The organism is Mitsuaria sp. BK041 (assembly GCF_014193085.1).
Taxonomy (GTDB): domain Bacteria; phylum Pseudomonadota; class Gammaproteobacteria; order Burkholderiales; family Burkholderiaceae_C; genus Roseateles.
Map to the genome: position 1 here is coordinate 1,233,611 of NZ_JACHYT010000002.1, position 15,243 is coordinate 1,248,853.

General features: G+C 72.1%; 14 protein-coding genes. 7 read left to right on the forward strand and 7 right to left on the reverse strand.

The annotated features are described in order from the left end of the window. Positions 1-90: 90 nt before the first annotated feature. The 6 genes from FHT38_RS21290 (at position 91) to FHT38_RS21315 (ending at position 6,086) form a co-directional block, all read left to right on the forward strand. On the forward strand, positions 91-2,019 hold the full coding sequence (locus FHT38_RS21290) for an ABC transporter ATP-binding protein (protein WP_183493138.1): 1,929 nt from the start codon (positions 91-93) through the stop codon (positions 2,017-2,019). A 306-nt stretch (positions 2,020-2,325) separates the two neighbouring features. After that, complete coding sequence (locus FHT38_RS21295) at positions 2,326-3,000, forward strand: hypothetical protein (protein WP_091728781.1); 675 nt, start codon at positions 2,326-2,328, stop codon at positions 2,998-3,000. Further along, a complete protein-coding gene (locus FHT38_RS21300; protein WP_091728785.1) occupies positions 3,000-3,317 on the forward strand; it encodes an HPr-rel-A system PqqD family peptide chaperone in 318 nt (105 codons plus the stop codon). The genes FHT38_RS21295 and FHT38_RS21300 overlap by 1 nt, the downstream gene beginning before the upstream one ends. After that, a complete protein-coding gene (locus tag FHT38_RS21305; RefSeq protein ID WP_183493139.1) occupies positions 3,314-4,228 on the forward strand; it encodes an HprK-related kinase A in 915 nt (304 codons plus the stop codon). The genes FHT38_RS21300 and FHT38_RS21305 overlap by 4 nt, the downstream gene beginning before the upstream one ends. After that, complete coding sequence (locus FHT38_RS21310) at positions 4,225-5,346, forward strand: nucleotidyltransferase family protein (protein ID WP_183493140.1); 1,122 nt, start codon at positions 4,225-4,227, stop codon at positions 5,344-5,346. The genes FHT38_RS21305 and FHT38_RS21310 overlap by 4 nt, the downstream gene beginning before the upstream one ends. Before the next feature lie 122 nt (positions 5,347-5,468). Then, a complete protein-coding gene (locus tag FHT38_RS21315; protein WP_091728796.1) occupies positions 5,469-6,086 on the forward strand; it encodes a phosphatidylcholine/phosphatidylserine synthase in 618 nt (205 codons plus the stop codon). A gap of 196 nt (positions 6,087-6,282) precedes the next feature. Here FHT38_RS21315 and FHT38_RS21320 read toward each other — a convergent pair whose 3' ends face one another. Both FHT38_RS21320 and FHT38_RS21325 read right to left on the reverse strand, forming a co-directional pair. Next, positions 6,283-7,929 carry a S41 family peptidase gene (locus FHT38_RS21320; RefSeq protein WP_255488883.1) on the reverse strand — a complete coding sequence of 549 codons (1,647 nt, stop codon included), beginning with the start codon at positions 7,927-7,929 and terminating at the stop codon, positions 6,283-6,285. Positions 7,930-8,048: 119 nt separating this feature from the next. Next, entirely contained in the window at positions 8,049-8,372 is a 324-nt protein-coding gene (locus FHT38_RS21325) for a DUF2917 domain-containing protein (protein WP_183483290.1), read from the reverse strand. A gap of 152 nt (positions 8,373-8,524) precedes the next feature. Here FHT38_RS21325 and FHT38_RS21330 point away from each other — a divergent pair, with 152 nt between their 5' ends. Continuing rightward, positions 8,525-9,976 carry a PLP-dependent aminotransferase family protein gene (locus FHT38_RS21330; RefSeq protein WP_183483292.1) on the forward strand — a complete coding sequence of 484 codons (1,452 nt, stop codon included), beginning with the start codon at positions 8,525-8,527 and terminating at the stop codon, positions 9,974-9,976. A 27-nt stretch (positions 9,977-10,003) separates the two neighbouring features. Here FHT38_RS21330 and FHT38_RS21335 read toward each other — a convergent pair whose 3' ends face one another. From FHT38_RS21335 to FHT38_RS21355, 5 genes are all read right to left on the reverse strand, one after another. After that, the gene (locus tag FHT38_RS21335) at positions 10,004-11,197 is read right to left on the reverse strand and encodes a hypothetical protein (protein WP_183493141.1); all 1,194 of its coding nucleotides are present in this window, start codon (positions 11,195-11,197) and stop codon (positions 10,004-10,006) included. Between the two features lie 76 nt (positions 11,198-11,273). Continuing rightward, the gene (locus FHT38_RS21340) at positions 11,274-12,257 is read right to left on the reverse strand and encodes a DMT family transporter (RefSeq protein ID WP_183493142.1); all 984 of its coding nucleotides are present in this window, start codon (positions 12,255-12,257) and stop codon (positions 11,274-11,276) included. Positions 12,258-12,278: 21 nt separating this feature from the next. After that, entirely contained in the window at positions 12,279-13,106 is an 828-nt protein-coding gene (locus FHT38_RS21345; RefSeq protein WP_183493143.1) for an AraC family ligand binding domain-containing protein, read from the reverse strand. Positions 13,107-13,135: 29 nt separating this feature from the next. Continuing rightward, the gene (locus FHT38_RS21350; protein ID WP_183493144.1) at positions 13,136-14,200 is read right to left on the reverse strand and encodes an AraC family transcriptional regulator; all 1,065 of its coding nucleotides are present in this window, start codon (positions 14,198-14,200) and stop codon (positions 13,136-13,138) included. Next, positions 14,197-15,093 carry a diguanylate cyclase domain-containing protein gene (locus FHT38_RS21355; RefSeq protein WP_183493145.1) on the reverse strand — a complete coding sequence of 299 codons (897 nt, stop codon included), beginning with the start codon at positions 15,091-15,093 and terminating at the stop codon, positions 14,197-14,199. The genes FHT38_RS21350 and FHT38_RS21355 overlap by 4 nt, the downstream gene beginning before the upstream one ends. Positions 15,094-15,243: the final 150 nt, after the last annotated feature.

The window sequence follows — 15,243 nt, forward strand, 5'->3', positions numbered from 1 at the left end:
ACCCACCCGCCACCGAAGCGGGGGTGGGATGCGTCCGCCACACGGCTCCTGTAGGCTGCTCGGTCTCGCAGAAGTGACAGGGAGACCGCCGTGTTTGGCTGGTTCGAAAAACTCGTCGATCCGTTTCCGCAGACCCCGGCGCCGCAACCGCCCAAGGGGTTCTTCGCCTTCGTCTGGGCGGGCTCGCACGGGATGCGCCAGCTGATCCTGGTGCTGACCGTCCTGACCGCCGCCATCGGCGCCTTCGAGGCGCTGCTGTTCTCGATGCTGGGCTCGGTCGTCGACTGGCTCAGCGAGGTCCCGCCCGCGCAGTGGTGGTCGACCCAGCAGGACAAGCTGCTGCTGCTGGGCGGCATCCTGCTGGCCAGCCCGCTGCTGATCGCGCTGCAGGCGCTGAGCAAGTACCAGGGGCTGTCCAGCAACTTCCCGATGCGGCTGCGCTGGAACTTCCACCGCCACCTGCTCGCCCAGAGCATGAGCTTCTACCAGGACGAGTTCGCCGGGCGCGTGTCGGCCAAGCTGATGCAGACGGCGCTGGCGGTGCGCGAGTGCTGGCTGATCGTCACCGACATCCTGGTCTTCATCACGATCTACTTCGTGACGATGCTGGGCGTGGTGGGCAGCTTCGACGCCACGCTGCTGCTGCCCTTCCTGGGCTGGCTGGCCTGCTACGTGGTGGCGCTGACCTACTTCGTGCCCCGGCTGGGCAAGGCCGCCTCCGCGCAGGCCGACGCGCGCAGCCTGATGACCGGCCGCATCACCGACGCCTACACCAACATCAGCACCGTCAAGCTGTTCTCCCACTCCAACCGCGAGGCCGGCTTCGCCCGCGGCGCGATGCAGGACTTCCTGGGCACCGCCTACCGGCAGATGCGGCTGATCAGCGGCTTCGAGATCGTCAACCATGCGCTGTCGATGGGCCTGATCGCCTCCACCGCCGGCATGACGGTCTGGCTGTGGACGCAGGGCCAGGTGGGCATCGGCGCGGTCGCGGCGGCCACGGCGATGGCGCTGCGGCTGAACGGCATCTCGCACTGGATCATGTGGGAGATGGCCAGCCTGTTCGAGCACATCGGCACCGTGCAGGACGGCATCACCACGCTGTCGCGCCCGGTCGCGATCCAGGACGCCGCCGGCGCGACCACGCTCGCGGTGACCCGGGGCGAGGTCCGCTTCGACCACGTCGACTTCAGCTACGGCGGCCGCAAGACCGTGCTGCACGACCTGACGCTGACGATCCGCCCGGGCGAGAAGATCGGCGTGGTCGGCCGCTCGGGCGCCGGCAAGTCGACCCTGGTCAACCTGCTGCTGCGCTTCTACGACGTGGACAAGGGCCGGGTGCTGATCGACGGCCAGGACATCGCCACAGTCACGCAGGACAGCCTCAGACGCCAGGTCGGCATGGTGACCCAGGACACCAGCCTGCTGCACCGCTCGGTGCGCGACAACCTGATGTACGGCCGGCCCGACGCGACCGAGGACGAAATGCGCGCCGCCGCCGAACGCGCCGAGGCGGTGGACTTCATCGACGGACTGACCGACCCCAAGGGTCGCCAGGGCTACGACGCGCATGTCGGCGAACGCGGCGTGAAGCTGTCCGGCGGCCAGCGCCAGCGGATCGCGATCGCGCGGGTGATGCTGAAGGACGCGCCGATCCTGCTGCTCGACGAGGCGACCAGCGCGCTGGACTCGGAAGTCGAATCGGCGATCCAGCGCAGCCTGTACCGGCTGATGGAAGGCAAGACGGTGGTGGCCATCGCGCACCGGCTGTCGACCATCGCGGCCATGGACCGGCTGATCGTGATGGACCAGGGCCGCATCGTCGAGCAGGGCGACCATGCCTCGCTGCTGGCCCAGGGCGGCCTGTACGCCAAGCTGTGGGCGCATCAGAGCGGCGGTTTCCTGGTCGAGGACGGGCTGGATGAGGACGGCCAGGGCGATGCGAAGCGCCGGTCCGTCGGCGGCCAGGCGCGCGAGGACGCCGACGACCGTGACGTCGTGCATGACGAGGCGGAATGACGACGGACGCCGGCAGCGGGCGCTGTCGCTCGAACAGGGCGGACGGCATGGCGCGTTCGGCTCAAGGCGCGGAGGCGCTTGCGCACCACGCCGGCGATGATTCGTTTGGCCTCAAAGGATTCGCCGAAAGCCCGCGCTAACTTATCCATCGTCGGAGGGACGCCGCACGCCACTCGTTCAAGGGGTTGGTCGGGGTTTCCGGTCGGTGCCTTGTATGAAACACTGCGGTCGCAGGTCGGACGGGAGCGCCGATCCGCTTGAGCGTCCGCCCCTTCCTGGGGCCCGTGCACCACGAAAGCTGAGCTTATGGACAACAGCAGCGACACCCACCAGCAGCCCTCGGCCACCCCGGCAACCGCCGCGGGCACCGTCGTCTCGCAGCGCCGCCGTCGTTTCATCCAGGCGGGCGTGGTGCCAGTGGGCCTGACGCTGGCCAGCCGGCCGGCGATGGCCTGGCACTGCAACACCACCTCGGCCTGGGGCTCGGCGATCCTGCGCAACGGCGGCGCCAGCGTGCAGGCCCGCGCCGATGCCGCGGTGATCAACAACACCGAGTGCTGGTACATCGCCAACTGGAAGGACAACACCGGCCGGTCCCTGGTGCGCGGCGGCAACGCCCCCTGGAACTACGTGATCGCCCAGTGGTATTCCGGCAAGTCGCTCACCTACGCGCGCAACAACCTGACCGTGGCCAAGCTGTTCCCGGCCGGGTTGAAGAACGTCAGCGGCACCGCCAATGTCTACAACCTGCTGAAGAACGACTCGGCGGGCTACGGCACGATGATGATCGTGGCGCGCCTGAACACCCTGTTCGCCGGCAACAAGGTCAACCAGTGCGTGCTCTCGGCCACCGGCCAGGACATGCTGCTGCAGATGGCCTCGCAGGGCCCCGGCATCTTCAAGCCGGCCAACTCCACCGGCGCGGCCTGGACGCAGGCCGACTTCAAGAACTACCTGTACAGCAACTGGCTCGTGGCCTGATGGCCGGAGCCGCCTGGCACTGCAGGCCCTCGCTCAACGACGTGCTGCTCGCCTGGGAGGGCGAACAGCACGCGGTCTATTTCGACCCTGACACCGGGGACACCCACCTGATCGCCGCGCTCGGCGCGCAGCTGGCCGAATGGCTGGCCGCCGGGCCGCTGGACCGCGACCAGCTGCTGCAGCGCCTGGCCCGCGACATCGACTGGGACGAGCCGCCCACGCCCGAGGCGTTGGCCGAGCTGCTGGACCTGCACCTGCGCCGGCTGGCCGAGATCCACCTGCTGGCCGAAGGCCCGGTGGAGGAGCCGGCCGCTTGAGACTGCAGGACGTCGGCACCGCCGGGCTGCGGGCCCGGATGCGCGACGGCGGCGTGACGCTGCGGCTGTCGCCGTTCACCGTGCGCGTGCGCTCCGACATCCCGCACCTGGCCGCCGACGTGGCGACCATGTACCGCGACTTCGAAGTCGCCGGCGATGACGAATTCGTCGACTTCCACGTCGCCGTGCTGCGCAGTCCCCACTGGCTGAGCCGGCTGCAGGGCCGCGCCGAATTCTGGTTCGACGGCCAGCGCTCCTTCACGCCGCTGCCCGCCGCGCAGGCGCTGGCGATGCTGGAGTGGGGCATCAACTGGTGCATCGCCGCCCACGCCCATCAGTACCTGCTGATCCATGCGGCGGTGCTGGAGCGCGGCGGCCGCGCGCTGCTGATGCCGGCGCCACCGGGTTCCGGCAAGAGCACCCTGTGCGCGGCGCTGGCGCATCGTGGCTGGCGGCTGCTGTCGGACGAACTGGGGCTGCTGGACATGTCCACCGGCCTGGTCCACGGCATGGCGCGGCCGATCAACCTGAAAAACGCCTCGATCCCGTTGATCCGCGCCTTCGCGCCGGAGGCGGTGTTCAGCGCCTCCATGCCCAACACCGCCAAGGGCACGGTCGCGCTGGTGCGGGCGCCGCAGGACGCGATCGACGCGCGGCTCGCGCCGGCCCGCCCGGCCTGGGTCGTGCTGCCCGCGTGGCGCGCCGACGCGGCCGCGCAGCTCGTCCCGGTGGAGCGCGCCCGCGCCTTCATGGACCTGGCGGAGCAGTCCTTCAACTACGACGTCCACGGCCTGGCCGGCTTCCAGGCACTGGGGAGACTGGTCGACAGCTGCGGCTGCCATCGCTTCGAGTACAGCCGGCTCGACGAGGCCCTGGCCTGCTTCGACGCGCTCGAGGAGTCCGCGCCATGAGCGCCCGGCGCGACGATCGCCGCCGCCCGCTGCTCATCCGCGTGCTGCTGCAGCCCGCGGTGGCCGCCGGCTTGAGCCTGACCGAGTGGGACCTGCTGCTGCGTCAGGCGCGGCGGTCCAACCTGGCCGGCCGGCTGGCCGAGCAGATGGAAACCGGCGGCTGGCTGGACACGCTGCCGCTGCCCGTGCAGCCCCACCTGCGCTCGGCGCTGCTGCTGTCGCGGCGGCAGGTGCAGATGCTGCGGCGCGAGGTCGAACTGCTGCGGCAGACGCTGGCCGAGCTGCCTGGCCCGCTGATCCTGCTCAAGGGCGCCGCCTATGCGCTGGGCGGGCATGCGCCCGCACCGGGCCGGCTGTTCAGCGACATCGACCTGCTGATCCCGCCCGAGCAACTGCCGCGCTGCGAGACGACGCTGCTGGTGCACGGCTGGGATTTCGACGACGGCCTGGACGCCTACGACCAGCGCTACTACCGCGAGTGGATGCACGAGCTGCCGCCGCTGCACCACAAGCGCCGCGGCACCTCGCTGGACGTGCACCACACGCTGCTGCCGCCGACGGCACGCACGCCGCTGGACAGCCGCGCGCTGTTCGACGCGCCGCGCCCGCTGCCCGGGCTCGCTGGCGTCTTCGTGCTGCCGCCCGAGGACATGCTGCTGCACAGCGCCGCGCACCTGTTCCACGAGGGCGAACTGCCCAACGGGCTGCGCGACCTGTTCGACCTCGATGCGCTGCTGCGCGAGTTCGGCGCGATCGAGGGCTTCTGGCCGCGGCTGGCGGCGCGCGCGCGGCGCATCGGCCTGACGCGGCCGCTGTGGCTGGCGCTGCGCTACACGCGGCAGTTGCTGGACACGCCTTATCCGGACACGCTGCCGGAGGAACTGGGGCCGCCGCCGGGACCGCTGGCGCTGCGGCTGCTGGATGCCTGTTACCGGCGCCTGCTGCGGCCGGGCCATGACGGCTGCCGCCTGCCGGGCCATGCGATGGCGGAGGTCGCGTTGTATGTGCGCTCGCACTGGCTGCGCATGCCGGCCGGGCTGTTGGCGCGGCATCTGGCGCGCAAGGCCTGGTCGCGGATGACAACTGCCCCCGAAGTGCCCAAGGTCGAGACGCCTTAGGCCTTCGAAGAACCCCCTCACCCCTCCCTCTCCCCCTGAAGGGGAGAGGGGACATACCGCCCGAGGGGGGCGGGCGCGGCCTTTGCCGCGAGGCCAAGGGCCTTCGCTTATGCTCGCTCCCCATGAACCGACCCAAGCCTTTCTCCATGATCCGCGAGTTCCATCTGGCGGACTGGTTCACCCTGGGCAACGCCTTCTGCGGCGTGGGCGCCCTGTTCTCGGTGATGACCTTCCTGCAGACCGGGCTGACGCAGCACCTGTACTACGCCTGCGCATTGATCCCGGCCGCGCTGGTCTTCGACGTGCTGGACGGCCGCATCGCGCGCTGGCGCCAGAAGAGCTCCGCGATGGGGCGCGAGCTGGACTCGCTGGCCGACGTGATCTCCTTCGGCGTCGCCCCGGCCGTGATCGCCTATGGCTGCGGCATGCAGGGCCTGTGGGACCGCATCGTGCTGGGCTTCTTCGTGGCCAGCGGCGTGTCGCGCCTGGCGCGCTACAACATCACCGCCGAAAGCCTGTCCGCGGGCAGCGACAAGGTCGCCTACTTCGAGGGCACGCCCATCCCCACGTCGCTGCTGCTGGTGATCGTGCTGTGGATTGCCGCCTGGCAGGGCGCGATCGGCGACGCGCTGTGGTTCGGCGCCATCAAGCTGGGCGGCTTCACCCTGCATCCGCTGGTGCTGCTGTTCGCGGTCTCCGGCTCGCTGATGATCAGCCGCATCCGCATCCCGAAGCTGTGAGCTGGCGCTGAGCGCCGACGCGCTTGGACGTGCGTCCAGCGCTGGGCCCGATGACGACAAAGGCCGCCCTCGGGCGGCCTTTTGTCATGGCGCTCGCGCGTGGGACATCGACGGCGAATCAGGACGGGCCCGGCGGGAGGCCGAATCGGAATGGGCGCCCCTGTGCTGCGCCCCAACGCGCCGCCTCAGGGCCGCCTCAGGGCCGCCCGCCCAGGATGCGGTTGCTGCGCGCGGCCAGCTTCTTGAACTGCAGCGCCACGGCATCCTCGCCGCCGGCGCGCGTCGCCGTCGCGCGTGCCAGGCCCGTGCCGGAGGCGCTCGCCGCCGGGCAGCTGCCGTTGGCGCGGTATTGCAGCGCCGCGGCCAGCATCGCCTCGTTGGCGTCACCCAGCGCGTGCTCGAAGTCGTCCGCCACCGCGCAGCCCTTCACGCCCGTGGCGCCGCTGCCCGCGGGCACGAAGCCGTCCGCGTAGTCGCCGAAGCCCTTGTTGTTGACGCCAACGAATTCGATCGGGAAGTAGCTGTAGCCGCAGTTGTCCTTGGCCGTGAAGCCATAGGGCTTGCCGCAGGTGGTGCCGCCCACCAGCACGACCTCCACGTCCACGCCGCGCAGGCTGTTGATCAGCGCCTCGCTGGCCGAGCAGGTGCCCGACTGCGCCAGCACGAACACGCGCCGCAGGTTCAGCGCCGGCAGCGGCTGCCGCGAGCTGCAACGGCCGTCCGCCGTCATCAGGCAGGACTGGTCGTAGAACGGCGTCTTCGAATCCTCGCTGTTGGTCTCGGCGGCTCGGCGGCTGTTGTAGCGCAGGTGCTCGAAGGTCTTGCCGGAGGTCGCCGCGCTGCCCGCGATCATGTAGGCCAGTTCGCTGGCGATGAACAGATAGCCGCCGCCGTTGTAGCGGAGGTCGACGATCAGGTCGGACACCCCCTGGCCGCGGAAGTCCTGCATCGCGGCGATCAGCTGCGCTTCCGCCGGAAGGATGTGGTCGTTGAAGACCAGGTAGCCGACCTTGCCGCCATCGGTCGCGGTCAGCACCTGCCGGGTCGGCACCGGCGTCTTGGTGACGTTGCCGGCGACCAGCGTGAGGTCGCGGCTCGCGCCGGAATTGGCGGTCAGCACGAAGCGGTGGCTCGCGCCGGCGGTGTCGGGGAACAGCGCGCCGTTGAGGGTCTTGACGCCCGCCGCGTCGTTGACATCGGCCGCCGCGCCGTCGGCGCTCACCAGCGTGTCGCCGCGGCGCACGCCGGCGCGGTCGGCGGCGCTGCCCGGTTCGACAAACGCGACGCGCAGGCCGCGCGGCGGCGTCGCCGACTTCATCCGCCATTCGATCCCGTAGCCGAGCTCGACGCCGCCCTGCGACAGCGCGTTCCACTCGCGGGTGCTCATCATGAAGCTGAACTGGTCCTTGCGTTTGCCGCTGGCGGTGGTCGCCGGCGAGCGCAGGTCGTCGAAGTAGTTGTCCAGCGCGGTCTCGACATCGCTGCCGCTGTAGCGCGGGGCCGAGGCATCGATCGACGGCACGTCCTCGCGCCACAGGTAGGCCTCGTCGAAGTAGGCGCGGATCCAGTTCTTCTCGGTCGCCAGCGAGCCGCTGCGCTGACTGGCCTCCGGGTTGCCCGGCGCGCATTGCTGGGCGTAGGCGGCGCTGGGCTGGAGCACCGCGCCGGTGTTGCCACCGTTGCCCGTGCCGCCACCACCGACCGTGCCGCCACCGGTCTCGCCGCTGCCCACCACCGGCGTGCCGCTGCTTCCCCCACCGCCGCCGCATGCGCTCAGCAGCATCGCCCCGACGGCGCCAGCCACGGCCAGGCGCGTCACCCGCCACATCGCGGATCGATTCATGTCAACTCCCTCGCGGGACGGTGTCCCGTTGTTGTCGGTATCGCGGGCGCCCCCTTTTGGAAGGCGTCCGCCAGCGTCGAGGGCGGAGTTATAGCGGGAAACCGGCGGCGTACAGCCGCTCAAATGGGCGGTTCTGCTCTCAAAGTGACCAAAGACGCCCCCTCGCCACTGGCGAAGATCCGCCACCCGAACCAAGTCGGCGGCGCGGGCAGCTCGAAGACCTGGCCGGGCTCGAGCCAATGGTCGTCGGCGCAGCCGGCGCGGGTGATCCAGGCGCGGCCGCCGAAGACCCGCAGGCGCACCGGCCGGCGCAGGCGCAGCGTGACGGGCCGGCCGTCGGTCGGCAGCACGATCGCCTCCAGGCCGGGCGCGGGTGGGACAAAGGCCGGCGCGGGCGAGAGCCGGGGCCGGAACAGCGGAGGGAGGAGGCGCAGCGGTTGCATGGCCCAACGATAGGAAGCGGCTGTGCGGCGCTCCATCCACAGCGGCCGACCGATGCGGCGCATACAGCGCGCGCACGACCGTGACCTGTGCTGGACGGCTTGCCGCTGATCTGTATTGGTCATTGCCAACCCGGAACACACAGAATCGACGCATGGACGCGCCGCTGCTACCGCTGTATATGCAACTCGCCGACCGCATGGCCCGGTCGATCCGGGCGGGCACGCTGAAACGCGGCGAGCGGCTGCCCTCCGTGCGGGAGCTGGCCGGCCAGCACGGCGTGTCGCTGTCGACGGCGGTGCAGGCCTACCGCTGGCTCGAGGATGCCCGGCTGATCGAGGCCCGGCCGCGCTCCGGCTACTTCGTCGCCGCGCGGCCGCCGCGCCTGCCGGAGCCGCGGGTCTCCCGGCCCGACACCGCCTCGCGCATGGTGCAGCTGGACCAGCTCGGCGCGCAGGTGATGGCCCTGTCGCAGGATCCCGGCTTCATCTCCTTCGGCGCCGCCTGCCCGGGTCCGGAACTCTTCGACCAGGACCGCGTGCGCCGCGCGATGGCCCGCGCCGTGATGCGCCATCGCGAGCTGCTGTGCACCTACCCGATCGGCCCCGGCATGGAGGAGGCCCGACGCGCGGTGGCCCGCCATGCGCTCGGGCTGGGCTGCGTGCTGGACCCGGACGAGGTGGTCATCACCAACAGCTGCATCGAGGCGATCAGCCTGTGCCTGCGCGCCGTCTGCAAGCCCGGCGACGTGGTGGCGCTGGAGTCGCCCACCTATTACGGCTTCCTGGAGATCCTGCAGAGCCTGCACCTGCGCGCGCTGGAGATCCCGACGCATCCGCGTCACGGCATGTCGCTGGACGCGCTGCAGCTGGCCTTCGAGACGCAGCAGGTCAAGGCCGTGCTGACGGTGCCGACGCTGTCCAACCCGCTGGGCGCCTGCCTGCCGGTGCCCGAGCGGCGGCGCCTGGCCGCGATGCTGGCGCGGCACGACGTCGCGCTGATCGAGGACGTGCTCTACAACGACCTGTCCGAGCAGGAGGACAAGCGCCGCGCGGTGAAGTCCTTCGACACGACCGGGCACGTGATGATCTGCGGCTCCTTCTCGAAGACGATCGCGCCGGGGCTGCGGCTGGGCTGGGTCGAGGCCGGCCGCTGGGGCCGGGTGTTGCGGCAGACCAAGGCGGTGCAGTCGGGCGCGCAGACCAGCGTGCTGGAGCTGGCGCTGGCCGACCTGCTGACGCAGGCCGGCAGCGGCGCGGCGCTGCGGCATCTGCGCGCGACCATCGCCGCCCGCGTCGACGAGGCGCGCCAGCTGATCGCCGAGAGCTTCCCCAAGGGCACGCGGGTGTCGGACCCCGCGGGCGGCTTCATCCTGTGGGTGGAACTGCCGGAGGCGCTCGACTCGGCGCAGCTCTATGAAGCGTGCCTGGCCGAGCACATCGTCATCGCGCCGGGGATGATGTTCTCGGCGAGCCCGCGCTTCCGGAACTGCGTGCGGCTGGGCGTCGGCGGCAAGTGGGGCCCCGAGCATCCGCGCGCGCTGCGCCGCATCGGCGCGCTGGCCAAGCAGTTGCTGATGAGCCCGCCGGACGAGCTGGCCGCGTAGGCCGCGCGCCGGCGGCGCTCCGCGCGCTCAGCCCTGCAGCCACTCGTCGTCCGCGTCCAGGCCCTTGGGCGCCTTGAGCCGCGTCATCGCGGCCTCGTCGTCGAGCAGGCGCCAGCGCCACCAGTCGGTGCTGATCGACTTGACCAGCGCCGCGTGATGCGCGGCCAGCCGCTCCGGCGCGCGTTCACGCGGACGCCCGAGCAGCCGCTGCCCGAAACCGGCACCGCGCTCGCCGGCGCCGCCCAGGCTCATGTGATCGGCGCCCTCCAGCCACAGCTGGGCCTTGGCGCCGGCCGGCAGCGCGTCGTAGACGGCGCGGCGGTAGCGACCGTCGCGCTCCGGGCCGAGCGGATTGCCGTCGAGGCTGCCGGTCAGGCACAGCATCGGGCGGGTGATGCCCTTGATGCCGCCGGCGCCGTGCCCCACCGAGGGGCTGAACGCCGCGAAAGCCTTGAAGTGCGATTCCGACAGGTCCGGCGCGCCGCGCACCTGGTAGTCGCGGCCGGCGACCGCCAGCGTGGTCTGCGCACCGAAGGAATGCCCGGCCATGCCCAGCGCCTCCGGTCGCACCCGCGACCAGGGGCCGTTGCGGTCCTGCCGCAGCTTGAGCAGCTGCTCGACGGCGAACTGCACGTCATGGGCGCGCTCGACCAGCTGCTCGGCGCTGGCGGCGGCCTTGACCGCGGGCAGCCCGCCGCGCCAGATCGCGCGGTCGCTGCCGGCATGCTGCAGATGCAGCGTCGCGACGCCGGCCTCGGCCCAGGCCTGCGCCCACTCGGTGCCGCCGTCAAGGCTGCCGCCCAGTCCGTGCGAGAACACCACCAGCGCGACCGCACCGTCGCCCTCGGGCAGGCGCAGGCGCCAGGGAATGTCGCGCAGGCGGGACCGGTCGTGCCAGCGGCCTTCGGTCACGCCGGCCTCGGCCTGGGCTTCCGCCTTCGCCTCGCCGTCAGGTGCGGCCCGGGCCGGCCAGGCGCCGAGCGCCGCAGAGGTCGCACCCAGGGTCAGCGCCGAAGCGCGCCGCAGCAGCGCGCGCCGGGTCGGGTCAGCATCACGGCGGAACTGGGGGGACGGCCAGGTCAGCGACCGCGCCAGCGGTTGGGTGAACGTCTCGTCGAGCGGCTGGGTGAGCGTTTCGTCGAGCGGCTGGATGTGCAGCTCGTTGAGCGGCTCGTTGAGCGATTGGGCCTGACAGCGGGCGTGAGGTGGGGCGATGGGCATCCGTCGATTCTGCAGAGGCCGGCGCCGATGGCACCGACTTTTACCGGCCTCGGGGACGACGGCACGGGGGCCGCCGTCATGCCGACGAGGCGGGCAGATGCCGTTCCCGGGCCGGTGGCACCGGCTTGAGGCGCAGCGCCCAGCAGACGCCGCCGACCAGCAGCACCACGCCGGCGACGCCCATCAGCGGCGGCCAGGCGCCGCGGTGCACCTGGGCGTAGACCAGCGCGGCCAGCGTCTCGAAGACGATGAGCTGGCCCACCAGCGTCGTGGGCAGGCGCTGGCTGGCCTCGTTCCAGCACAGCGTGCCGAGCCAGGACGCGAACAGCCCGACCGCCATCATCAGTCCGACATAGGGCCACAGGCGCGGCCCGGCGGGGAAGTCGAAGCCGGCGGGCAGCAGCGGCAGGCCGGCGCCGTCGGCGACCGCCAGCACCAGGAAGGCCAGCGCCGCCATCGGCAGCGTCACCAGCCCCTGGGCGGTGGCCCAGGCGCGGGGGCTGCGGTCGGCATGGGCGCGCAGCCAGTCGGCATTGCGGATCGGGTACCAGGTCCAGCACGCCAGCGCGATCAGCGCCAGGCCGGCGCCCTGCAGGTAGCGGCCCAGCGCCTGCGGGGCCAGCGCCGCCTGCTCGACCTGGTTGACGCAACCGATGCCCAGCGCGATCAGCAGCAGCGCCGGCGCGAGGTCGCGCCAGCGGTAGTGGCCGTCGCGCGCCGCGTTGCGGCGGTTGGAGCAGACCGCGATCACCACCGGCAGCGTGCCGATGATCATCGTGGGCAGCGGCCCGCCCGCGCGCTGGATCGCGGCGGCCAGCGTCAGGTAGTAGAGGAAGTTGCCGATCGCGCTGAGCTTGACCGCGTCCGTCCAGTCGGCCCGCGTCAGCCGCCGCAGCTCGCGCCAGTCGATCGACGCCAGCGGCAGCGCCAGCAGGCCGAAGGCCAAGTAGCGGCCGGCCATCAGCATGGCGGCCGGGTAGTCGGGCAGCAGCAGCGGCGTGACGAAGACCAGGCCCCACATGAGGCCGGCGGCGAGCGCGAACAGGAATCCGGACAGCATGCGACGCAGTGTCGCGCCGCGTCAGGCCCGGCGTCTTGTACCGAGTTGCTGCTGGTAGCGCGCCGGGGTGAGGCCGTAGCGGCGCGCGAAGCTGCGCGTCAGGTGCGCCTGGTCGGTCAGCCCGACGGCGGCGGCGACCTGCGCCGGCGCATGGCCAGCGGCGAGCTGGCGTTTGGCCTCGTTGAGCCGCAGCGCCATCAGCGCCTGCTGCGGCGTCGCATGGTGCTGCGCCTTGAAGCTGCGCAGGAAATGGAAGGGGCTGAGCCCGGCGACGGCGGCCAGCCGGGCGGTGTCCAGCGACTCGTCCAGGTGGGCCCGCATGTGCTCGATCACCGGCGCGAAACGCGGCGCCGCGCCCTCGGGCCGCACCGGCGCGCGATGGGCGTGGCGGCTCAGGCCCTGGACCAGCTCGAGCAGCGCGCTGTCGAAGGCCAGCGGCTCGCGGGCGCGCCACAGCGCGGCGATCAGCGCCGCGGCCTGCGTCGCGGCCGCCGCGTCGTGCGCCACCGCGGCGTCGAAGCGCCAGGCGGGACCGCCGTACAGCTCGGAGAGCAACTGCTCGTCGAGGTAGACCATGCGGTAGCCCCAGGCATCGGCGGTGGCGGCCTCGCCGGTGTGGATGTCCTCGGGATTCATCAGCATCAGCGTGGCGCGCGGCGCGAGGTGCTCGCCGCCGCGCCAGCGGAAGCGGCCCACGCCGTCCGTGATCGCGCCCAGGCCGTAGGCCTCGTGCGTGTGCGGCTCGAAGCTGTGCCGCAGGATGTGGGCGTGGTACAGCTCCACGCCCGCGCGGTGCGCGGGGCGACGGTACTGGGCCTGATCCTCGGGATGCTCGAACGCCGTGGGCATGGGCGGGAGTCTATGCCCGGCCCGCCGGTTCAGAGCAACCCGGGCGTCATGCCGGTCCAGCGCTTGAACGAGCGCCGGAAGTTGCTCTTGTCGTGGAAGCCCAGCGTGCGCGCCACCGCCTCGCCGCGCTGGCCGCGCAGCAGCATCAGGTAGAGCGCCGCGTGCGCGCGGACCTGGTCGAGCTGCGCCTGGTGATGGGTGCCGAGCTGCGCGAGCTGCCGCTTCAGCGTCGCGGGGCTGATGCCGAAGCGCTGCGCGCTGCGCTCCAGCGACGGATCGCCGCCGACCTCGCCCAGCAGGTGGTCGTAGAGCACGGCGAGCTGCCCGCGCCAGGCGGCCTGCGGATCGGCGCCCTGCCCCAGCGCGCCGAGCGCTATCGCCGCGCGGCCGGCCGCCGCCGCCGGCCAGGGATCGACGGCCGCCGACAGCGGCAGCCGCATCGCGTCGACCTGGCAGCCGAAGTGCAGCGCCGGGCCGAGGTAGGCCGCGTGCCGCGACAGCTCACGCGGCCGCGTGCGATTGAAGCTGAAGCGCCAGGGCAGCGACCGGCCGCCGCCCAGCCACTGCGCCATCGCGACGACCGCGCTCATCTGCATGTCCACCAGCAGCGGCTGCAGGCTGGGCGGCGCGCCGCAGGCCTCGGTCCAGATCAGCAGCAACTCGTCGGCGCTTTCCACCAGCCGCGGCGTCAGCAGCGGCGACAGCCGCGCGGGCCAGTCGCACAGCACGCGCAGCGCCTGGCGCAGGTCGCCAGCCTGCTGCAGCGCCTGGCTGGCCAGGCCGTAATGGCCCGGGAGGCTCAACTGGCCGACGACGAAACCCACGTCGCCCGCCAGCGGCTGCAAGGCCGCCAGCATGGACAGCAGCTGGCGCGCGGACAGCGCCTGGCCCGGCACCACGCCGCAGCGGCCCAGCCACTCGGCCGGATCGATGCCGCGGCTGCGGGCGAACTCGGCCAGCAGCGCGCCCTGGTAGGCCCAGGGGATGAAGGCGTGGTCGGCGCCATAGGCGGTCGCCGCGCCCGTCGGCAGCGCCTGGCGCAGCGCGGCGAGCGCGTCGTCGGGCTCGGGTGCCGCGCTGGGGAGCGCGCTCACCGCAGCCGCTCCAGCAGGCGCAGCAGTTGCGCCTCGCCGTCCTCGTCGGGATCCAGCATCGCGCTGGCCATGCGGGCGCCGAGCCGCGCCCGGGTGCGCCCGTCCGCGCAGGGATGCACATGCGCGGACAGCGCCGCCAGCAGGTCGCCCGGCAGCGCCGAGTCCGCATTCGGCAGCAGCGCGACGAAACGGTCCGCCGCGTAACGGCACAGCAGGTCGCCCTCGCGCAGCTGCAGCAGCAGCAAGGGCCCGGTGGCCTGCAGCAGCCGTTCCGACTCCGCCAGCCCATGCTGGCGCGCCAGCGCCGGCAGGTCCTGCCAGCCCAGCATCACCAGCGTCGTGGGCACGGCGGGCGCGCGCCGCAGGCGCTCGATCTGCGCGAGCAGGTAGGCGCCGTCGCCCAGCTGCGTCAGCCCGTCGATCTGCGCGTGTTCCCGGTAGCCGCGCTCACGGCCGGCGCGCAGCGCGTTCAGCGCCAGCTGTTCCTGCCGCCACAGGTGCAAGCCGAAGGTCAGCCCCGTCATGCCGACGACGTGGCAGGTGGATTCCATCCCCATCAGCAGCGTGAACGCGCGCGGGAACTTCCAGAACTCGTCCATCAGGTCCGCCCAGCCGCCCAGCAGCATCCCCGCCAGCCCCAGGCACAGCCAGGTCGTGACGCGGCCGGCGGGCCGGCTCGCGCGCAGCTGCACCAGCCACAGCGCCAGCATCGCCACGATCAGCGATTCGCTGAGGATATCGACCCAGCGCCACTGCGCCAGCGGCTTGGCGACCGCCCAGTAGCCGAAGGACCAGGTGACGGCCGCCATAGCCAGCAGCAGCCCATGGCCGAAATGGCGCGAGCCCGCGACCGGCGCGAGCACCAGCGGCGGACGCGGCAGCACGACTTTCATGGCGCGCGATGCTAGGCAGCGTTTGTGACAGTCGCCGTCACACGCGGCGCCGGGGGTCGGATCGGCTCACGCGCCGGGCCTGGCGGAGCCGTCCGGGCCGCGGCGCGTCGAGAATCCCACGCTGTCACGGACCCGCCATCCCGGCTTCCT